The organism is Pedobacter sp. CAN_A7, assembly GCF_015752175.1.
Taxonomy (GTDB): Bacteria; Bacteroidota; Bacteroidia; order Sphingobacteriales; family Sphingobacteriaceae; genus Pedobacter.
Window position 1 is genome coordinate 864,512 of the sequence record NZ_JADOUW010000002.1, and the last position, 19,234, is coordinate 883,745.

Sequence of the window (19,234 nt, forward strand, 5' to 3'; positions counted from 1 at the left end):
ATGAAGAAAATTTCAATGAGGTACTCCATTCTTTTAGTTGCCGGGCTGTTTAGTTCTGTGCTTTCTCCATTAAGCGCTAATGCGCAAACTGCCGATAAACCTGCTTACCTGTTCGCCTATTTTACAGGTAACGGACCTGCCAGGGAAGCCATTCGTTTTGCACTGAGTGATGACGGTTATTCGTATAAGGCATTAAACAACAATGAACCGGTGTTAAATACAGCGGCCATTAGTGTGACTGGTGGCGTGCGCGACCCGCATATTTTGCGTGGTGAGGATGGTAAAACCGTTTATATGGTAGCCACTGATATGCAGGTAGCCAAATATGGCTGGGGTCCAAACCATGGTTTGGTGATGATGAAGTCGACAGACTTGATTAACTGGGAAGCTCACCAGGTAAATGTGCCTAAGACCTTCGCGAAATTTAAAGACGCCAACCGCGTATGGGCACCACAAACCATTTACGACCCAAAGGTAAAAAAGTACATGTTGTACTGGTCCATGCGTTTTGGTGAAGGCGCAGACATTATCTATTACGCCTATGCTAATAAAGATTTTAGCGGACTAGAAACAGAACCCAAACAGTTGTTTTTTAGTCCGGATAAACAAGCTTGCATTGACGGCGACATTATTTTCAAGGATGGAAAGTACCACCTTTTTTACAAAACCGAAGGTTCGGGCAAGGGCATCAAGAAAGCCGTATCCTCAAAACTGACTTCAGGATATGTGGCGCAGGACAAATACTTGCAGCAAACCACCGACCCGGTAGAGGGTGCCGGAATTTTTAAACACCACAATGGCAAATACATTTTAATGTATGATGTGTATACCAAGGGACGTTACCAGTTTACGGAAAGCGACGACCTGGAGAATTTCAAGGTCATTGATCAAAAGGTAAACATGGATTTTCAGCCTCGTCACGGGACAGTGATGGTGGTGAGTAAGGATGAAGCAACACGCTTAACCAAATACTGGGATACCTTGGGCAGTTTTAAAACGCCGGTTCAGCCCCTGGCGAAAGCCAGTGAGCACAATCCGGTGCTGAATGGTTTTTATGCAGATCCGGAGATTATTTATGCCAAGAAAACAGGTTTGTATTATTTGTACCCTACCAGTGATGGTTTTACAGGCTGGGCCGGCACCTATTTTAAAACCTTTTCCTCACCAGATTTAAAGAATTGGAAAGATGAGGGGCTGATCCTAAATTTACCGGAGCAAGTAAGCTGGGCAAATAGAAATGCTTGGGCACCTACCATCACCGAAAAGAAGGTGAAAGGAAAATACAAGTATTATTACTACTATACGGCGGCACAGAAAATAGGGGTGGCCGTAGCTGAACATCCGACAGGGCCTTTTGTAGATAGCGGTAAACCGCTGATTGCAGAGAAACCAAGGGGTATTAAAGGCGGACAGGAAATAGACCCTGATGTGTTTACTGACCCGGTTTCGGGGAAGAGTTACCTGTATTGGGGTAACGGATACCTGGCAGCGGCTTTGTTAAAGCCCGACATGATTTCGATTGACCAGTCGACATTAAAGATTATTACCCCCGATAAGACCTTCAGAGAAGGCGCAGAGGTTTTTTACCGCAAGGGTAAGTATTACTTTTTATGGTCTGAAAACGATACGCGGAGCGAAGATTACCGCGTAAGGTATGGTACTTCGGATTCGCCTTTAGGAAAGATCAGGGTAGCGGATAACAACTTAATTTTAAGCAAGGACCCGGAAAAAGGCATTTATGGAACTGGACATAACAGTGTGATTCAGGTGCCGGGTACCGACGAATGGTATATCGTATACCACCGCTTTACCGTGCCTCATGGCATAAAAATGGGAAGCGCAGCGGGTTACCACAGAGAAGTATGTATTGATAAATTGGATTTTGGTGCAGACGGACAAATTACGAAAGTAACGCCGACGCTGGAAGGGATTAAATAACCGACCGCCTATGGGTTGACTACGGCTTGTGACTCATTCTTTTCAGGGAAGCTCAACCCTATACAACTTACATTCGAGCAAATAGCAACCACTGCTGCGGTAGGATATGCCCGAATGCTAAGTTATTTTTACTTAAAAAAGCTCTCTTTTAATTTTTGAGCATCCAATACAGGTGCAGGTGTATCCAGACGGATTAACCAGCCCTTTTGCTTTAATAAAGCAATATCAGTTTTTGCTACGGAGAGGTCTTTACCTTTTAGCTGTTCTTTATAAACAAGTGGATCCTTTGGTGCTACATTACCTGGTGTGAAATATAAAGCTTCCAGGATAAACTTTGGCCATAACTGGATATCGCCCATATTGGCGGACCATATTTTAACGGCTGAATGTGGAGGCACGATACCGGCAAATTCACCTTTAAAACGATCACCCTTTTCGGTGGTTAAACTCACCAGAAACTGGTAAGAAGTATCGTTGACCAGGTGGAAATGAGCAATCACCTGGCTATGCTGGTCGCTAACCAGGCCAAGGTAAACCCCTTCGGTAATAAATTCGGCAGCAGGCACTATGGCCTGGCTGCGGTTGTGCACCATTTCGCTGGCTTCGGGCATATCGCCATGCACTAGGGTAACCTTAGTGGCCATGACAGGAATTTCGAAGTCGTTGGTATCGGTTACGCCAATCATATCTTTATCAATGATGCGGGTAACATAACCTTCTATATTTTCGTCTACGAAACGAACAAAATCGCCTAATTTTACTTGCATAGCTCAAATTTAACGATATCTTTCTAATTTTACACTATGGAAAAGGCCGCGGAACAGCTGAACAACCCCTTGCACGGGAAAACACTGGAGTTTATAGTTAAACAATTGGTGTGGCATTATGGCTGGGAAGAAATGGGGAAATTGGTGCGTATTGATTGTTTTAATAACAACCCGACGATGAATTCCAGCTTAAAATTTTTACGTAAAACCGACTGGGCGCGTAAAAAAGTAGAAAAGTTATATTTAGATACCTTCCATTAAAACCCTTAATCAGGGGTATAAATGCCATCAAGGCAAAGGGATACTGGCGTGCAACAACATTTTATTGTTAAGTGCTTGATTTATACAATGTATTCTCCTACCTTTGCAGTCCCTTTAATAGGGGTAAAGTTTTTAAACATTAATAGAAAAACAAAAAACAATGCCAACCATTCAACAATTAGTTAGAAAAGGTAGAGTAGCACTGGAGTTCAAGAGTAAGTCTCCGGCGTTGGACAGTTGTCCACAGCGAAGAGGTGTATGTACACGTGTATATACCACTACCCCTAAAAAACCAAACTCAGCAATGCGTAAAGTTGCTCGTGTACGTTTAACCAATGGAAAAGAGGTGAATGCCTATATCCCTGGTGAAGGTCACAATTTACAAGAGCACTCGATTGTATTGATTCGTGGTGGTCGTGTTAAAGATTTACCGGGAGTACGTTACCACATCATCCGTGGAGCATTAGATACTTCAGGCGTAGCAGGTCGTAACCAACGTCGTTCAAAATATGGTACTAAACGTCCTAAACCAGGACAAGTAGCAGCGGCACCAACAAAAGGTAAAAAGAAATAATTAGGAGGAACAAAAATGAGAAAGTCGAAACCAAAAAAGAGAATTATCCTTCCTGATCCAAAATTTAACGATGTTCAGGTGACCCGTTTTGTAAACAACATGATGTTTGACGGAAAAAAATCTATTGCTTATTCTATTTTTTACGATGCAGTTGAATTAGCAGAGAAAAAAGTAGGTGAAAATGGATTAGAAATATGGAAACGTGCATTAACTAACGTTATGCCTGCAGTAGAGGTTAAATCTCGTCGTGTAGGTGGTGCAAACTTCCAGGTGCCAACAGAAGTAAGACCAGACCGTAAAATTGCTTTAGGCATGAAATGGTTAATTTCTTACGCTCGCAGACGTGGTGAAAAAACCATGAAAGAAAAATTAGCAGGTGAAATTGTTTCAGCAGCTAAAGGTGAAGGTGCAGCGGTTAAGAAAAAAGAAGATACACATAAAATGGCTGAGGCTAATAAAGCCTTCTCGCATTTCCGTTTCTAAAATAGAATCATAATATAATGTCAAGAGATTTAAAATACACAAGAAACATAGGTATTGCGGCTCACATTGATGCGGGTAAAACCACAACAACGGAGCGTATTCTATATTATGCTGGTGTTAGTCACAAAATTGGTGAAGTGCACGAAGGTGCAGCAACCATGGACTGGATGGCACAAGAGCAGGAGCGTGGTATTACCATTACTTCGGCTGCTACTACAGTAGACTGGAATTACAGAGGTCAGAAATATCATGTAAACGTTATTGATACACCAGGACACGTTGATTTTACCGTAGAGGTAAATCGTTCATTACGTGTATTGGATGGATTAGTATTTTTGTTTTCAGCAGTTGATGGTGTTGAGCCTCAATCTGAAACCAACTGGCGTTTAGCAAATAACTACAATGTTCCACGTATTGGATTCGTTAACAAAATGGACCGTTCAGGTGCTGACTTCTTAAAAGTTGTTGGACAGGTAAAAAGCATGTTGGGTAGTAATGCCGTTCCATTGCAATTGCCAATCGGTGCTGAAGACGGATTCAAAGGTGTTGTTGATTTAATTAACAACCGTGGTATCGTTTGGAATGAGCATGATAAAGGGATGACCTTTACTGAAGTTCCAATTCCAGAAGATATGATTGATGAGGTTGCTGAATGGAGAGAGAAATTACTTGAATCTGTGGCTGATTACGATGAGTCATTGATGGAGAAATTCTTCGATGCACCAGAAACAATCACTGAACGTGAAGTTTTAGACGCTTTACGTAAAGCTGTATTAGATGCTAAAATTGTACCTATGGTTTGTGGTTCATCTTTCAAAAACAAAGGTGTTCAAACCATGCTTGATTATGTGATGGAATTATTGCCATCGCCTATGGATGTAGAAGGTATTACAGGTACTAACCCAGATACAGGTGAAGAAATAACACGTCAACCAAGTGAAAAAGAGCCTTTTGCAGCTTTAGCTTTTAAAATTGCAACAGATCCTTTCGTAGGTCGTTTGTGCTTTATCCGTGTTTATTCAGGTAACCTAGAAGCAGGTTCATACGTTTACAATGCGCGTTCTGAAAACAAGGAACGTATTTCACGTATTTTCCAAATGCATGCTAACAAGCAAAACCCAATTCCTAATGTAGGTGCTGGTGATATTGCTGCGGTAGTAGGTTTCAAAGACATCAAAACAGGTGATACACTTTGTGATGAGAAAAACCCAATCGTTCTTGAATCTATGAACTTCCCTGAGCCAGTTATTGGTTTAGCGATTGAGCCTAAAACTCAGGCTGACGTTGATAAATTAGGAATGGGCTTAGCTAAATTAGCTGAAGAAGATCCTACGTTCAGGGTACAATCTGATCAGGAAACTGGTCAAACTGTAATTTCTGGTATGGGTGAGCTTCACTTAGATATCTTGATTGACCGTTTGAGACGTGAGTTTAAAGTGGAAGTTAACCAGGGTGCTCCTCAGGTTGCTTATAAAGAGGCGATCACTGGATCAACTCAACACCGTGAAACTTACAAAAAACAAACAGGTGGTCGTGGTAAATTTGCTGATATTCAGGTGATCATTTCACCAATTGATGCAGATTTCGAAAAAGGTGGATTGCAATTCGTAAACGAAATTGTTGGTGGTTCAATTCCTCGTGAATTTATCCCTTCAGTAGAGAAAGGTTTTGCTTCTGCGATGTCAAATGGTGTTGTTGCTGGATTCCCGCTTCCTGATATGAAAGTTCGTTTAATTGACGGATCATTTCACGCAGTCGATTCAGATGCTTTATCATTCGAAATTGCAGCACGTTCTGCTTTCCGTGAAGCATTGCCAAAATGTAAACCGGTATTAATGGAGCCAATCATGAAAATTGAAGTGCTTACACCGGAAGAAAACATGGGTGATGTTATGGGTGACTTAAACCGTCGTCGTGGCCAACTGCAAGGTATGGACACACGTAATGGTTCACAAGTTATTAAAGCATTAGTACCACTTTCAGAGATGTTTGGTTATGTAACGCAGTTACGTACCATTACTTCTGGCCGTGCAACATCTACTATGGAATTTGATCACTATGATCCAGCTCCAAAGAATGTTCAGGAAGAAGTGATTGCAAAATCAAAAGGAAAAGTTAAATCGGGAGATTAACTAATAAAATAAATCAGCTGCCTGTTATTAATAGCTCTAACAGGCAGCTTTAAAACAACTATCATGAGCCAAAGAATCAGAATCAAATTAAAATCTTACGATTATAACTTGGTAGATAAATCTGCTGAGAAAATTGTAAAAACTGTTAAACCTACGGGTGCAGTGGTAAGCGGACCAATCCCTTTGCCAACAGAAAAGAAAATCTTTACTGTTTTGCGTTCACCACACGTGAACAAAAAAGCAAGAGAGCAATTTCAATTGTGTGCATACAAACGTTTGTTAGATATTTATAGCTCTAACTCTAAAACAGTTGATGCTTTGATGAAACTTGAATTACCTAGCGGTGTTGAAGTAGAAATCAAAGTTTAATGATTTTACGTACGTTATAAAAAAGGGCCTTTGCATTTGCAAAGGCCCTTTTTTATGTTAGGCGGTTTGGTTATTTACGCCCAGTGCTTCTAAACTCTTCGAACTTATTGCGTTCGTCCTGCAGTTCGCGGGCCAGTTTCTTTTCTTTATCGTTAGACTTTACCTTATAGTTTTGGTATTCGCCGGCAATTTCATTGTATAGGTCTGAGCGATATTTTGCTTCGTGCGCTAATTTGATTGCCCGGAAAATAAGGATGGCCAGGGCTAATGCCAATATGATGATCAAAGTCCACACGATAGTATTATAGGTACCTTTGGAAAAGGCCATGCCTAAAAAAGTGATCTCATCTAACCTTGCATTAGACGAACTAAGGGCGGTATCCTTACCTTGAATTTGTGCTTGCAGGTCTGTAATGCTTTTTTGTTGTGCTGTTATTTTTGATTTGGCAGCGATTAAGTCTTTACGCTCGGTGGTAATGGTGTCGCGTACATTTTTCCAAAAACTTGCCAGGCGGGTTGGATTGACCAGCTTATAGCCGTCGAGTGTTCTGGATTTACTCAGCATCAGCTGGTACTGTCCTTTTAGGGAGGGGTCTGCTTTCGCGGTGTCCTGGGCCATACTGGTGTTAGCCATTAAGGCGAAGCACAACAGTGCCATCGTTTGGAGTACAAGTTTTTTCATTGACATAAAATTTGTTTTTAACGGTGGTGGAGCGATCAGGCTTGAAGGTTCCACCATGTGTTGTAATGCTGTTAATTTAACATTAAAAACTTAATTTTATTGTGTTCTGCTCGCAGATGGTATATTTGTACCAATGTCTGTACTCTTATTCACAGTAATTGTTTTGGCTGGCGCATTTCTGGCAGGGCTCGTGGGGTCCTTAACTGGTTTGGGTGGCGGGGTGATTATTATACCCCTACTGACGCTGGTTTTAGGCGTTGACATCCATTATGCCATTGGTGCTTCCATAGTATCGGTCATTGCCACCTCCTCGGGCTCAGCGGCTGCTTATGTTAAAGAAGGAATTACTAATATTCGCATTGGTATGTTCTTGGAGATTGCCACCACGGTGAGTGCCATTTTTGGTGCGGTGGTTACCATATTTATTAACCCAAGTTATATTGCCGTAGTTTTTGGATTGATCTTGCTATTTTCTGCTGCAATGATGGTGAAGAAAAAAGTAGATCGCTCTGATGACGATACCAGCGGTAAACTGGCTGTTTTTTTTAAGTTGAATGGAAGTTATCCGACAGCCGAAGGTGTTAAATACTATGCCGTACATAATATAGTGGGTGGTTTTGTAATGATGTTTTTTGCAGGCATCATTTCGGGTTTGCTTGGAATAGGGTCAGGGGCCTTAAAGGTTTTGGCGATGGATAACATTATGCGTTTACCTTTTAAAGTATCAACCACGACAAGTAACTTCATGATGGGGGTAACTGCGGCGGCCAGTGCGGTGGTTTACCTGCACAGGGGGCAAATTGATCCTGGCATTGCAATGCCGGTGACCCTGGGCGTGCTGTGTGGTGCTACGATTGGTTCGAAAATTCTGGTTAAGACCAATACAGATAAATTAAAAGTAATATTTGCAGTAGTGATTGTTTTCTTGGCTTTGCAGATGATTTATAACGGCTTATCGGGTAAGTTATGAGGAAAATAATTGAAAATAATCCAGCTCCGCAAGACATACAATTCATTTTAGGCACCTTGCTTCGCGTGGGTGTAATCTTGTCCATGTCGGTGGTTTTAATTGGGGGTTTGATATATTTAATTGGTTACCAGGAGCTTAAAGTAGATTACAGTAAATTTGTGCCAGACGCACATTATGCCACTTTAGAGGCTATTGTAGTGGGTTTAAAAGTAATGGATGGCAAGGCGATCATTCAGTTTGGTACGATTTTATTAATATTTACACCCATTACACGCGTTGTATTTTCGGTGTTTAGTTTTTTGATTGAGCGGGATTATCTGTATGTAATTATTGGATTATTTGTGCTTGGTGTAATCCTATTCAGTTTAAGTAATAAATTAGTTGGTTAAATATTTATGCCACTCTGGCATTCCCGCCTTAGCAATGAACATTTAGGTTTATTTGAAAAATAAATTCGCTAACTGTTTGAAAATTAAGATTTCTTTCTTATTTTTGCCCTCCCTTAACGGGAAAGTATATCCACCTTGAACGAAGCCCTACTGCTTCGATGGGTGTTAAATTTAAAATAGAAAATGTCAGGTATTATTGGAAAAAAAGTAGGAATGACCAGCATATTCGACGCTGATGGTAAAAACATACCATGTACGGTGATCGAAGCTGGGCCTTGTGTAGTAACACAGGTAAAGACCGAAGAGAAAGACGGTTACGTTTCAGTTCAGTTAGGTTTCAGTGAAGCCAAAGAAAAGAACACAACCAAGCCTTTACAAGGCCACTTTGCGAAAGCAAACACGACCCCAAAACGTAAATTAGTTGAATTTGAGCCGTTTGAAGAATCGTTAACCTTAGGTGACACGATTACGGTAAGTATTTTCAATGAAGGCGATTTTGTTGACGTAGTTGGTACATCAAAAGGTAAAGGTTTTCAAGGTGTTGTTAAGCGTCACGGATTTAGTGGTGTTGGTGGTCAAACCCACGGTCAACACAACAGAGGTCGTGCACCAGGTTCATTAGGTGCTGCTTCTTATCCAGCTCGTGTATTTAAAGGTATGCGTATGGCGGGTAGAATGGGCGGTGACAGAGTAAAAGTTCAGAATTTACAAATTTTGAAAGTTTATGCTGATCAAAACCTTTTGGTAGTTAGTGGTTCCGTACCGGGAGCTAAAGGTTCTTACGTAATCTTAGATAAGTAAGCAGATGGAAGTTAAAGTATTAAACATTTCAGGAAAAGAGACAGGTGCAACAGTGCAACTTCCTGAGTCGGTATTCGGTATTACGCCTGTTGATCATGCAATTTATTTAGATGTTAAGCAGTATTTAGCTAACCAACGTCAAGGAACGCATAAATCAAAGCAACGTAATGAAATTGCAGGTTCAACCCGCAAATTATACAAGCAAAAAGGTACTGGTGGCGCTCGTGCTGGTAGTATTAAATCACCTTTGTTCAATGGTGGTGGTCGTGTGTTTGGTCCTCAACCACGTGATTATAGTTTTAAATTGAATAAAAAATTAAAATCATTAGCCCGTAAATCGGCGTTAAGCTACAAAGCACAAGATAACAATGTTGTGGTTTTAGAAGATTTTACTTTTGATTCGATCAAAACAACAAACTATTTGAGCTTAGTTAGTGCATTGAATTTGACTGACACAAAAACATTGTTGGTTTTACCTTCGCAAAATAACAATATCTATTTATCTAGCAGAAACCTAAAGAAAGCAAAAGTAATTACGGCTGATCAGTTGAATACATATGATGTATTGAATTGCGGTACGATTTTGTTAACTGCAGATTCTGTTAAAACTATTGAGGAGGCGTTTGCCAAATAATATGGAATTATTAAAAAAACCAGTATTAACAGAAAAAGCTTCTGCCTTAACAGAAAAGTCTAACCGCTTTACTTTTAAAGTAGATAACAAAGCAAATAAGCTACAGATCAAAGCTGCCATTGAAAAAATGTATGGTGTGAGTATTTTAGCAATTAACACCATGGTGGTAGTTGGTAAATTGAAATCAAGAAATACAAAAGGTGGTTTAGTTTCAGGACGTAGCCCGAAATACAAAAAAGCGATTGTAACACTTAAAGCAGGTGAGACAATTGATTATTACGCGAATCTTTAATAAGAATTGAATTATTTATAACTATGGGCTTAAGAAAATTTAAACCAGTCACTCCGGGTACCCGCTTTAGAGTAGGAGCCAGTTTCACGGAGATTACAGCAACCAAGCCCGAAAAATCATTGGTTGTATCTTCTAAAAAGTCGGGAGGACGTAACAATACAGGAAAGATGACTATGCGCTACATGGGTGGTGGTCACAAAAAATCTTACCGTTTAATTGATTTTAAACGTGATAAGTTTGATATCCCTGCAACAGTAGCAACTGTTGAATACGATCCAAACCGTACTGCACGTATCGCATTATTACATTATGTGGACGGAGAGAAGCGCTACATTATTGCACCTGAAGGGTTGCAAGTAGGACAAACAGTAGTTTCGGGAGAAACAGCTACTCCAGAGGTAGGAAATTCATTGAAATTATCCAACATACCTTTAGGATCAATTGTACACAACGTGGAGATTCATCCAGGTCGTGGTGCACAGTTAGCACGTAGCGCAGGTGCATATGCACAATTAGCAGCACGTGATGGTAAATATGCTACCTTGAAAATGCCTTCGGGAGAGACCAGATTAATTTTGGTTACCTGTTTAGCAACTATTGGAGCTGTTTCTAACTCGGATCATGCAAATGAAGTATTAGGTAAGGCCGGCCGCAAACGTTGGTTAGGTCGTCGTCCGAGAACTCGTCCGGTAGCGATGAATCCTGTCGATCACCCTATGGGTGGTGGTGAGGGTCGCTCATCAGGAGGTCAGCCTCGTTCAAGAAACGGTGTTTATTCGAAAGGATTTAAAACTCGTACGCTTAAAAAATACTCAAATCGTTTCATCATAGAGAAAAGGAAGAAATAATGGCTCGTTCAATTAAAAAAGGACCTTATATTGACCATAACGTAGAGAAAAAAGTAGTCTCTATGAATGATTCAGGCAAAAAGTCTGTCATTAAAACTTGGTCACGCAGATCGATGATTTCACCAGATTTCGTGAATCATACATTTGCAGTACATAACGGTAATAAATTTATACCGGTATACGTAACAGAAAACATGGTTGGTCACAAGCTGGGAGAGTTTGCTCCAACCAGAACATTTAGGGGTCACTCTGAAAAGAAAAAATAATTAAGAGATGGAAGCAGTAGCGAAATTAAACAATTGTCCAACCTCACCACGTAAGATGCGTCTGGTTGTAGATCTTATCAGAGGTGAGCGTGTAGAGAAAGCATTACATATTTTGAAATTTACCAACAAAGAAGCAGCAATTAGAGTTGAAAAACTTTTATTGTCAGCGATCAAAAACTGGGAAAACAAAAATGAAGGTTCTCGCCCTGAAGAAAGCCAATTATTTGTGAAAACAATTATGGTTGGTGGTGGCCGCCAGTTAAAGAGATTGAGACCGGCACCTCAAGGACGTGGTTACAGAATACGTAAACGTTCGAACCACGTAACTTTGGTAGTAGATAGTAAAAACGTTGAAACTCAAAACTAATTAACAGAAATGGGACAAAAAGCACATCCAATAGGAAACAGGTTAGGAATCATCAAAGGTTGGGATTCTAACTGGTTCGGAGGCAACAACTATGCTGATAAATTAGTTGAGGACGATAAAATAAGAAAATACCTTGCTGCCCGTATTGCAAAAGGCGGAGTAGCAAAAGTTGTTATCGAACGTACATTGAAACGCATTACTGTAACAATTCACACGGCTCGTCCGGGTATTGTAATTGGTAAAGCGGGAGCGGAAGTTGACAAGATCAAAGAAGAGTTGAAGAAATTGACTAAAAAGGAAATTCAAATCAACATTTTTGAGATCAAACGTCCAGAACTAGATGCACAATTAGTAGCAGAAGGCGTTGCAAAACAGTTAGAGGCGAGAATCTCTTTCCGTAGAGCAATGAAATCTACTATCGCATCTACTATGCGTATGGGCGCTGAAGGAATCAAAATCATGACATCAGGTCGTTTAGGCGGTGCAGAGATGGCACGTAGCGAGCAGTATAAAGAAGGAAGAATTCCTTTGCATACTTTCCGTGCGGACATTGACTACGCATTAGCTGAAGCTTTAACTACTTATGGTAAAATAGGTGTTAAAGTATGGATCTGTAAAGGAGAAGTTTACGGTAAACGTGATTTATCTCCTAACATTGGTGCAACCAACAATGCTCCTGGTAAAGGTGGCAGACCTGAAGGTGCATTCGGTGGTGGCAGAGACAGAGATAACCGTGGTGGCGGTGGCGACAGAAGAAACGACAATAAAAGTCGTGGCGGAAGAGGTCCAGGTCAAGGCGGCGGTGCTCCAGGTCAGGGTAGAGACAACAGAGGCGGAAACACTCCTAACAGAGGACCCCGTAAATAATTAGTTAACAGATCGTTTTACGATAATATTAAAATACAATGTTACAGCCAAAAAGAACGAAGTTCAGAAAGATGCAAAAAGGCAGAATGAAAGGTTTAGCAACACGTGGTGCTGAATTGTCATTCGGGTCTTTCGGGATTAAATCTTTAGAGTCGACCTGGATTACCAGTCGTCAGATAGAGGCAGCCCGTATCGCGGTAACTCGTTTCATGAAACGTGAAGGCCAAGTGTGGATTAGAATCTTCCCGGACAAACCGGTAACTAAGAAACCAGCTGAAGTACGTATGGGTAAAGGTAAGGGTGCTCCAGAATACTGGGTAGCCGTAGTTAGACCCGGAAGAATTATTTTTGAAGCTGAAGGTGTGCCTTTGGAAGTTGCCAAAGAAGCAATGCGTTTAGCCGCTCAAAAATTACCAATACAAACAAAATTTGTGGTACGTAGAGATTACGTAGAAGCATAATAAGAGTTACTTATAATAAAAAATTAAAAGATGAAGAACTCAGAAATTACAGGGCTTTCACAAGAAGAACTAGTAGCCAGGATTGCAGAAGAGACAGAAAACTTAGTTAAGTTAAGATTTGCGCATACTATTTCGGCTATTGAGAATCCTACCCGTATTACTAAGGTAAGGAAGGATATCGCCCGATTAAATACTGAATTGACTAAGCGCAAAGCGGAGTCTGCTACTGAAACTAAATAACTTTAGAGTCGAAATGGAAAGACAATTAAGAAAAACAAGAACCGGGTTAGTGGTAAGCAACAAGATGGATAAATCTGTCGTAGTTGCAGTAGAACGAAAAGTGAAACACCCGATCTATGGTAAGTTTGTTAAGAAAACTACCAAATTTATGGCTCATGACGAGAAAAACGATTGCGGTATTGGTGATACAGTACTGATCATGGAGACTCGTCCGCTGAGTAAGAACAAGAACTGGAGATTAGTGGAAATTTTAGAGAGGGCTAAATAACATGGTACAACAGGAATCGAGATTAAATGTAGCCGATAATAGCGGCGCAAAAGAAGTATTGGTTATCCGTGTACTTGGTGGTACCGGAAAAAGATATGCTTCTATTGGTGACAAGATCGTTGTTACCGTTAAAAGTGCCTTACCTTCAGGAAACATTAAGAAAGGAACAGTTTCTAAAGCAGTTGTAGTAAGAACAAAGAAAGAGATCAGACGTAAGGATGGTTCTTACATCCGTTTTGACGACAATGCAGCAGTATTATTAAATGCACAAGATGAGCCACGTGGTACACGTATCTTTGGCCCGGTAGCAAGAGAACTGCGTGAGAAACAATTCATGAAAATTGTATCATTAGCACCGGAGGTATTATAAAATGAAAGATAAAGTAACTACACAACCAAAAATTAAAATCCGTAAAGGAGATTTAGTAAAGGTTATTGCTGGCGATTCAAAAGGCCAACAAGGAAAAGTACAAGAAGTTGTTATTGCTAAAAATAGAGTAATAATTGAAGGTGTTAACCTTGTATCAAAACATACGAAACCAAATGCTGCTACCCCAAACGGTGGTATCATAAAAAAAGAAGCTGCTCTTCATATTTCTAATGTACAATTAGTTGATCCAAAAACTGGTGAAACTACCCGCGTTGGCAGAAAGCTAAACGCTGATGGGAAATTAGTTAGGGTTGCTAAAAAATCAGGAGAGGAGATCAAATAATGGCTTACGTACCAAGATTAAAGAGTAAATATAAAGAGGAAATTGTAACTGCACTTAAAGATAAGTTTGCTTACAAAAGCGTTATGCAGGTTCCTAAGTTAGTTAAGATATCGATCAACCAAGGTGTTGGACGTTTTTCGGTAACTGACAAAAAAATCATTGACAGTTCAATTCTGGAAATGAGTACCATTGCAGGACAACTTGCAGTAAGTGCGAAATCTAAAAAAGATATTTCAAACTTTAAATTACGTAAAGGTATGCCGGTTGGTGTACGTGTAACTTTACGTGATAACAACATGTTTGAATTTTTAGATCGTTTAATTTCCGTAGCTTTGCCACGTATCCGCGATTTCAAAGGTATCAATGATAAAGGTTTTGATGGTAAAGGTAACTACACATTAGGTGTTACTGAGCAAATCATTTTTCCTGAGATCAACATTGACAAGATTAGTAAGATTTTAGGTATGGACATTACGTTTGTAACTACAGCTTCTAACGATGTTGAAGCATTGGAACTTTTAAAACAATTTGGATTACCATTTAAAAATCAAAATACAAATCAATAATGGCAAAAGAAGGAGTAAAAGCTCGCGAAGTAAAGCGCCAAAAGTTGGTAGCTAAGTATGCGGATAAACGTGCAGAACTTAAAGCTGCAGGCGATTATGAAGGACTTGATAAGTTACCAAAAAACTCATCAGCTGTACGTTTGCACAACCGTTGCAAAATTACTGGTCGTCCACGTGGTTACATGCGTACTTTTGGAATTTCCAGGGTAATGTTCCGCGATATGGCATTAGCAGGAAAAATTCCTGGAGTAACTAAAGCCAGTTGGTAAATTCGTTATTACGTTGAGGTTGTACGCTATGCGTAGAACCTCTAACGTTATTACGTTTAAAATTAAATATTAACCGATGGAAGGTCGTTCCGAATGGTTCGGAAAGGAAACCACTATCACAATTTCATAAAATGAATACAGATCCAATAGCAGATTATCTTACAAGAGTAAGAAATGCCATTAAGGCAAATCACAGAATTGTAGAAATTCCTGCATCAAACCTTAAAAAGGAAATTACAAAAGTACTTTTTGACAAAGGTTACATCGCTAACTACAAGTTTGAAGAAACAGCTACTAACCAAGGCCTTATTAAAGTGGCATTGAAGTACAATCCGATTACTAAAATTCCTGCAATCCGTACATTAACACGTATCAGCAAACCAGGTTTAAGACAGTACGCAGGTGTTGAAAACATGCCAAGAGTATTAAATGGTTTAGGTATCGCAATCTTATCTACCTCTAAAGGTGTAATGACCGATAAAGAGGCTGCCAAGTTAAAAATTGGTGGTGAAGTTTTGTGTCACGTTTATTAATTAAAGGAGGATAGCAAAATGTCAAGAGTAGGAAAAGCCCCGATCAGTATCCCTTCAGGCGTAACAATTACTGTATCTAACGATAACGTAGTAACTGTTGCTGGTCCAAAAGGAGAATTAACACAAGCAGTAGATACAGATATCACTGTAGCTGTAGAAGATAATGTACTAACTGTACAACGTCCAACAGAGCAAAAAAGACACAAAGCATTACATGGTTTATACCGTGCTTTGATAAATAATATGGTTATTGGTGTAACAGAAGGTTATAAGTTACAACAAGAATTAGTTGGTGTGGGTTACCGCGCAACTAACGTAGGAAATACGCTTGATCTTGTTTTAGGTTATTCTCACCATTATGTTTTTCAATTACCAGAAGAGATTAAAGTAACAACAACCTCTGAGAAAGGTCAAACGCCTAAAATTATTTTAGAAAGTATTGACAAACAACTTATCGGTCAGGTAGCTGCTAAAATACGTTCGTTACGTGCACCAGAGCCATATAAAGGTAAAGGTATCAAGTTTGTAGGCGAAGTGTTAAGAAGAAAAGCAGGTAAATCAGCTTCTAAAAAATAATCATCATGGCAGGGAAAAAATTATCTCGTAGAGATCGTATAAAAAAAGGAATCAGAAAAAGACTTACCGGTTCTGACAACCGTCCACGTTTATCAGTATTTAGAAGCAATAAAGGAATTTATGCTCAAATCATTAACGACGTAACTGGTAGCACAATAGTTTCAGCTTCATCTTTATCAAAAGATTTTGCTGGTAACGGTAACAAATCAGCACAGTCTGTAGCTGTAGGTAAAATGGTTGCTGAGAAAGCAATTGCAGCAGGTATTAAAGAAGTTGTTTTCGATAGAAACGGTTACTTATACCACGGACGTGTTAAGTCGTTGGCAGAAGGTGCACGCGAAGCTGGTTTAGTATTTTAATCTGAAAATAGAGAAGAATGTCAACTAACAATATAAAAAGAGTTAAGACTAGCGAGATCGAATTAAAAGATCGTTTAGTTAGCATACAACGTGTTGCCAAAGTAACCAAAGGTGGACGTACTTTCAGCTTTTCTGCCATTGTGGTAGTAGGAGATGAAAACGGAATCGTAGGTTACGGATTAGGTAAAGCGAAAGAGGTAACGGAAGCAATTGCTAAAGGTATCGATGATGCTAAAAAGAATTTAGTAAAAATTCCGCTTTTACATGGTACTGTTCCTCATGAGCAAATTGGTAAATTTTCAGGTGGTTTTGTTTTAATCAAACCAGCTGCAGTAGGTACCGGAGTAATTGCTGGTGGTGCAATGCGTGCCGTATTAGAAAGTGCTGGTGTACATAACGTATTAGCGAAATCAAAAGGTTCATCTAACCCACACAACGTGGTTAAAGCAACTGTTGATGCGTTAACAAAAATGCGTGATGCATACACAGTAGCTCAACACCGTGGTGTAGATTTAAACAAAGTTTTTAACGGATAATATTATGGCTAAGATCAAAGTAACCCAAATTAAAAGCATCATCGACAGAAGCGAGCGTCAAAAAAGAACGATGCAAGCTTTAGGTTTAACAAAATTAAACCAGAGTGTAGAAGTTGAAGCTACGGGTGCCATTATAGGTATGGTTAGAAAAGTTAACCACCTGGTAGCAATAGAGAATTTATAATAATAAAGGTTGTTAAATGTATATATTTACATTTGCAACCTTTATATATGTTTAACCGTTGCCCTGATTAGTGAAAGCGAAGGGCAGCACAATAAGTTTCAAAATGAACTTAAGTAATTTAAAACCTGCAGTAGGTTCTACAAAGAATAACAAGAGAATTGGTCGTGGTACTGGTTCTGGTCGCGGTGGAACTTCCACTCGTGGTCACAAAGGAGCTGGATCCCGTTCAGGACACAAAACCAAAATTGGTTTTGAAGGTGGTCAAATGCCTTTACAACGTCGTGTACCTAAAGTAGGTTTCAAGCCAATTAACCGTGTAGAATATGTAGGCGTTAATTTAGACGTTTTACAGGACTTAGCAGAAAAGTTTAGTTTAACCAGTATTGATTTCGCTACTTTGCAATCGCATGGTTTAGCGTCTAAAAATGACTTGGTAAAAATTCTGGGTCGTGGTGAAGTTAAATCTAAAATAGAAGTTAAAGCACACGCTTTTTCTGCTACTGCACAAAAAGCTATTGAGGCTGTTGGAGGCTCAATCGAAAAATTGTAATTAATGAAGAAGCTGTTTACTACTTTAAGTAATATTTGGAAAATTCAAGAATTGAGAGAGCGTATATTATTTACGCTCATCATTCTTTTGGTTTATAGATTTGTATCTCACGTGGTTTTACCAGGTGTTGATCCAACTGCTTTAGGCGATAATGAAAAATCAGGTCTTTTAGGTCTATTGGATATGTTTGCCGGCGGATCTTTCTCTCGGGTTTCAATTTTAGCCTTAGGGGTTATGCCTTATATTTCTGCGTCTATTGTAGTTCAGTTACTCGGTATAGCGGTGCCTTCGTTCCAAAAAATGCAAAAAGAGGGCGAAAGTGGTCGTACTAAACTTAATCAGATTACAAGATATTTAACGGTAGCTATTACTGCGGTACAGGCTATTGGTTATGTAAAAACACAAGTTCCACCTGAAGCCATTATGATCAACCACACTTTGTTTTTTGTGGTTGCTACTTTTGTTCTTTCGGCTGGTACTTTGTTTGTCATGTGGTTAGGAGAGAAGATCACCGATAAAGGTATTGGTAATGGTATATCACTAATTATTATGGTGGGTATTATTGCTCGTTTGCCTATCGCTTTGCAACAGGAAATCAGTTCTAGATTTGTTGGTGAAGGTGGATTAGTTGCTTTAGTGTTAGAATTAGTTGCATTAGTAGGTGTGGTTATCTTTACCATTCTTATTGTACAGGGTATACGTAAAGTGCCTGTTCAATATGCAAAACGTATTGTTGGTAACAGACAATTCGGTGGGGTAAGACAATACATTCCATTAAAAGTTAATGCTGCAGGTGTTATGCCTATCATCTTTGCTCAGGCTTTGATGTTTATTCCAGCTACTTTAACAGGTTTTTTCCCTTCTATGCAAAATACCTGGTTAATCCAGTTCAGTGATTATACCTCTCTAGCTTATAGTTTAACGTTTGCATTTTTAATTATTGCTTTTACGTTTTTCTACACAGCGATAACTGTTAACCCGACTCAAATGTCTGACGACATGAAGAAAAATGGTGGTTTTATTCCAGGTGTTAAACCAGGTCTAGCTACTTCTTCATTCATTGATGATGTGATTTCCAAGATTACTTTTCCAGGTGCGATTTGTTTGGCTTTGATTGCGATCATGCCATCAGTTGCGGTTAAGTTTGGTATCAAATCTGAATTTGCCCAGTTTTATGGTGGTACTTCCCTGCTGATTTTAGTAGGTGTTGTATTGGATACCCTGCAGCAAATTGAGAGTTATCTATTGATGCGTCATTATGATGGCTTGATGAAAACAGGGCGTGTAACTGGACGCTCAGGTATACCTGCAGCAAATAGCAGCAACGCGGTTATTTAAG

31 protein-coding genes are annotated in these 19,234 nt (G+C 39.6%); 29 read left to right on the plus strand and 2 right to left on the minus strand.

The genetic code is table 11. The features are described 5' to 3' along the window. Nucleotides 1-1,938, plus strand: coding sequence for a family 43 glycosylhydrolase (locus tag IWX76_RS09850; protein WP_196859720.1), 1,938 nt, complete (start codon nucleotides 1-3; stop codon nucleotides 1,936-1,938). A 128-nt stretch (nucleotides 1,939-2,066) separates the two neighbouring features. On the opposite strand, the gene IWX76_RS09855 is transcribed toward IWX76_RS09850, so the two are convergent. Beyond that, on the minus strand, nucleotides 2,067-2,705 hold the full coding sequence (locus IWX76_RS09855; protein ID WP_196859721.1) for a hypothetical protein: 639 nt from the start codon (nucleotides 2,703-2,705) through the stop codon (nucleotides 2,067-2,069). A 36-nt stretch (nucleotides 2,706-2,741) separates the two neighbouring features. Between IWX76_RS09855 and IWX76_RS09860 the strand changes: the two genes are divergently transcribed. The 5 genes from IWX76_RS09860 to rpsJ all read left to right on the plus strand — a co-directional run bounded on the left by IWX76_RS09860 (nucleotide 2,742) and on the right by rpsJ (nucleotide 6,524). Beyond that, the gene (locus tag IWX76_RS09860) at nucleotides 2,742-2,966 is read left to right on the plus strand and encodes a VF530 family DNA-binding protein (RefSeq protein WP_196859722.1); all 225 of its coding nucleotides are present in this window, start codon (nucleotides 2,742-2,744) and stop codon (nucleotides 2,964-2,966) included. 160 nt (nucleotides 2,967-3,126) lie between these two features. Then, nucleotides 3,127-3,540: a 30S ribosomal protein S12 gene (gene rpsL / locus IWX76_RS09865; RefSeq protein WP_008244597.1), complete on the plus strand. Its 414-nt coding sequence runs from the start codon at nucleotides 3,127-3,129 to the stop codon at nucleotides 3,538-3,540. 15 nt (nucleotides 3,541-3,555) lie between these two features. Further along, complete coding sequence (gene rpsG, locus IWX76_RS09870) at nucleotides 3,556-4,023, plus strand: 30S ribosomal protein S7 (protein ID WP_196859723.1); 468 nt, start codon at nucleotides 3,556-3,558, stop codon at nucleotides 4,021-4,023. A 17-nt stretch (nucleotides 4,024-4,040) separates the two neighbouring features. After that, on the plus strand, nucleotides 4,041-6,155 hold the full coding sequence (gene fusA, locus IWX76_RS09875; protein WP_196859724.1) for an elongation factor G: 2,115 nt from the start codon (nucleotides 4,041-4,043) through the stop codon (nucleotides 6,153-6,155). A gap of 63 nt (nucleotides 6,156-6,218) precedes the next feature. Beyond that, nucleotides 6,219-6,524, plus strand: a complete 306-nt coding sequence (gene rpsJ / locus IWX76_RS09880) for a 30S ribosomal protein S10 (RefSeq protein ID WP_008244591.1) — start codon at nucleotides 6,219-6,221, stop codon at nucleotides 6,522-6,524. A gap of 70 nt (nucleotides 6,525-6,594) precedes the next feature. Here rpsJ and IWX76_RS09885 read toward each other — a convergent pair whose 3' ends face one another. Further along, on the minus strand, nucleotides 6,595-7,206 hold the full coding sequence (locus IWX76_RS09885; protein WP_196859725.1) for a hypothetical protein: 612 nt from the start codon (nucleotides 7,204-7,206) through the stop codon (nucleotides 6,595-6,597). Between the two features lie 133 nt (nucleotides 7,207-7,339). Here IWX76_RS09885 and IWX76_RS09890 point away from each other — a divergent pair, with 133 nt between their 5' ends. The 23 genes from IWX76_RS09890 to secY all read left to right on the plus strand — a co-directional run bounded on the left by IWX76_RS09890 (nucleotide 7,340) and on the right by secY (nucleotide 19,233). Next, on the plus strand, nucleotides 7,340-8,176 hold the full coding sequence (locus tag IWX76_RS09890) for a sulfite exporter TauE/SafE family protein (protein WP_196859726.1): 837 nt from the start codon (nucleotides 7,340-7,342) through the stop codon (nucleotides 8,174-8,176). Continuing rightward, complete coding sequence (locus IWX76_RS09895) at nucleotides 8,173-8,565, plus strand: DUF1634 domain-containing protein (protein ID WP_196859727.1); 393 nt, start codon at nucleotides 8,173-8,175, stop codon at nucleotides 8,563-8,565. The genes IWX76_RS09890 and IWX76_RS09895 overlap by 4 nt, the downstream gene beginning before the upstream one ends. Nucleotides 8,566-8,748: 183 nt before the next feature. Next, nucleotides 8,749-9,366 (plus strand): 50S ribosomal protein L3, encoded by a 618-nt coding sequence (gene rplC, locus IWX76_RS09900; RefSeq protein WP_196859728.1) that lies wholly within the window; start codon nucleotides 8,749-8,751, stop codon nucleotides 9,364-9,366. 4 nt (nucleotides 9,367-9,370) lie between these two features. Beyond that, nucleotides 9,371-10,000 carry a 50S ribosomal protein L4 gene (gene rplD, locus IWX76_RS09905; protein ID WP_196859729.1) on the plus strand — a complete coding sequence of 210 codons (630 nt, stop codon included), beginning with the start codon at nucleotides 9,371-9,373 and terminating at the stop codon, nucleotides 9,998-10,000. A 1-nt stretch (nucleotide 10,001) separates the two neighbouring features. Then, complete coding sequence (gene rplW / locus IWX76_RS09910; RefSeq protein ID WP_196859730.1) at nucleotides 10,002-10,292, plus strand: 50S ribosomal protein L23; 291 nt, start codon at nucleotides 10,002-10,004, stop codon at nucleotides 10,290-10,292. A 23-nt stretch (nucleotides 10,293-10,315) separates the two neighbouring features. Continuing rightward, nucleotides 10,316-11,140 carry a 50S ribosomal protein L2 gene (gene rplB / locus IWX76_RS09915; protein ID WP_196859731.1) on the plus strand — a complete coding sequence of 275 codons (825 nt, stop codon included), beginning with the start codon at nucleotides 10,316-10,318 and terminating at the stop codon, nucleotides 11,138-11,140. Next, entirely contained in the window at nucleotides 11,140-11,406 is a 267-nt protein-coding gene (gene rpsS / locus IWX76_RS09920; protein WP_196859732.1) for a 30S ribosomal protein S19, read from the plus strand. Before rplB ends, rpsS begins: the two co-directional genes overlap by 1 nt. A gap of 7 nt (nucleotides 11,407-11,413) precedes the next feature. Next, nucleotides 11,414-11,773, plus strand: coding sequence for a 50S ribosomal protein L22 (gene rplV / locus IWX76_RS09925; RefSeq protein ID WP_196859733.1), 360 nt, complete (start codon nucleotides 11,414-11,416; stop codon nucleotides 11,771-11,773). Between the two features lie 9 nt (nucleotides 11,774-11,782). Further along, on the plus strand, nucleotides 11,783-12,640 hold the full coding sequence (gene rpsC, locus IWX76_RS09930) for a 30S ribosomal protein S3 (protein ID WP_196859734.1): 858 nt from the start codon (nucleotides 11,783-11,785) through the stop codon (nucleotides 12,638-12,640). A 38-nt stretch (nucleotides 12,641-12,678) separates the two neighbouring features. Further along, the gene (gene rplP, locus IWX76_RS09935) at nucleotides 12,679-13,101 is read left to right on the plus strand and encodes a 50S ribosomal protein L16 (protein WP_048907441.1); all 423 of its coding nucleotides are present in this window, start codon (nucleotides 12,679-12,681) and stop codon (nucleotides 13,099-13,101) included. Between the two features lie 30 nt (nucleotides 13,102-13,131). Continuing rightward, nucleotides 13,132-13,341, plus strand: a complete 210-nt coding sequence (rpmC, locus tag IWX76_RS09940; RefSeq protein WP_196859735.1) for a 50S ribosomal protein L29 — start codon at nucleotides 13,132-13,134, stop codon at nucleotides 13,339-13,341. A gap of 13 nt (nucleotides 13,342-13,354) precedes the next feature. After that, nucleotides 13,355-13,609, plus strand: a complete 255-nt coding sequence (rpsQ, locus tag IWX76_RS09945; protein WP_037442595.1) for a 30S ribosomal protein S17 — start codon at nucleotides 13,355-13,357, stop codon at nucleotides 13,607-13,609. A gap of 1 nt (nucleotide 13,610) precedes the next feature. Then, complete coding sequence (rplN, locus tag IWX76_RS09950) at nucleotides 13,611-13,979, plus strand: 50S ribosomal protein L14 (protein ID WP_008244575.1); 369 nt, start codon at nucleotides 13,611-13,613, stop codon at nucleotides 13,977-13,979. Nucleotide 13,980: 1 nt separating this feature from the next. After that, nucleotides 13,981-14,322, plus strand: coding sequence for a 50S ribosomal protein L24 (gene rplX, locus IWX76_RS09955; protein ID WP_432709498.1), 342 nt, complete (start codon nucleotides 13,981-13,983; stop codon nucleotides 14,320-14,322). Beyond that, nucleotides 14,322-14,888 (plus strand): 50S ribosomal protein L5, encoded by a 567-nt coding sequence (gene rplE / locus IWX76_RS09960; protein WP_196859736.1) that lies wholly within the window; start codon nucleotides 14,322-14,324, stop codon nucleotides 14,886-14,888. Before rplX ends, rplE begins: the two co-directional genes overlap by 1 nt. Beyond that, on the plus strand, nucleotides 14,888-15,157 hold the full coding sequence (rpsN, locus tag IWX76_RS09965) for a 30S ribosomal protein S14 (protein WP_196859737.1): 270 nt from the start codon (nucleotides 14,888-14,890) through the stop codon (nucleotides 15,155-15,157). The genes rplE and rpsN overlap by 1 nt, the downstream gene beginning before the upstream one ends. A 131-nt stretch (nucleotides 15,158-15,288) precedes the next feature. Then, nucleotides 15,289-15,690, plus strand: a complete 402-nt coding sequence (gene rpsH / locus IWX76_RS09970) for a 30S ribosomal protein S8 (RefSeq protein WP_196859738.1) — start codon at nucleotides 15,289-15,291, stop codon at nucleotides 15,688-15,690. An 18-nt stretch (nucleotides 15,691-15,708) separates the two neighbouring features. After that, nucleotides 15,709-16,266, plus strand: a complete 558-nt coding sequence (rplF, locus tag IWX76_RS09975) for a 50S ribosomal protein L6 (protein WP_196859739.1) — start codon at nucleotides 15,709-15,711, stop codon at nucleotides 16,264-16,266. Between the two features lie 5 nt (nucleotides 16,267-16,271). After that, the gene (rplR, locus tag IWX76_RS09980) at nucleotides 16,272-16,625 is read left to right on the plus strand and encodes a 50S ribosomal protein L18 (RefSeq protein WP_196859740.1); all 354 of its coding nucleotides are present in this window, start codon (nucleotides 16,272-16,274) and stop codon (nucleotides 16,623-16,625) included. Nucleotides 16,626-16,642: 17 nt separating this feature from the next. Continuing rightward, nucleotides 16,643-17,161, plus strand: a complete 519-nt coding sequence (gene rpsE, locus IWX76_RS09985; RefSeq protein WP_196859741.1) for a 30S ribosomal protein S5 — start codon at nucleotides 16,643-16,645, stop codon at nucleotides 17,159-17,161. A 4-nt stretch (nucleotides 17,162-17,165) separates the two neighbouring features. After that, entirely contained in the window at nucleotides 17,166-17,345 is a 180-nt protein-coding gene (rpmD, locus tag IWX76_RS09990; RefSeq protein WP_196859742.1) for a 50S ribosomal protein L30, read from the plus strand. Nucleotides 17,346-17,448: 103 nt separating this feature from the next. Then, a complete protein-coding gene (rplO, locus tag IWX76_RS09995) occupies nucleotides 17,449-17,895 on the plus strand; it encodes a 50S ribosomal protein L15 (protein ID WP_196859743.1) in 447 nt (148 codons plus the stop codon). Between the two features lie 3 nt (nucleotides 17,896-17,898). Next, on the plus strand, nucleotides 17,899-19,233 hold the full coding sequence (secY, locus tag IWX76_RS10000; RefSeq protein WP_196859744.1) for a preprotein translocase subunit SecY: 1,335 nt from the start codon (nucleotides 17,899-17,901) through the stop codon (nucleotides 19,231-19,233). Nucleotide 19,234: the final 1 nt, after the last annotated feature.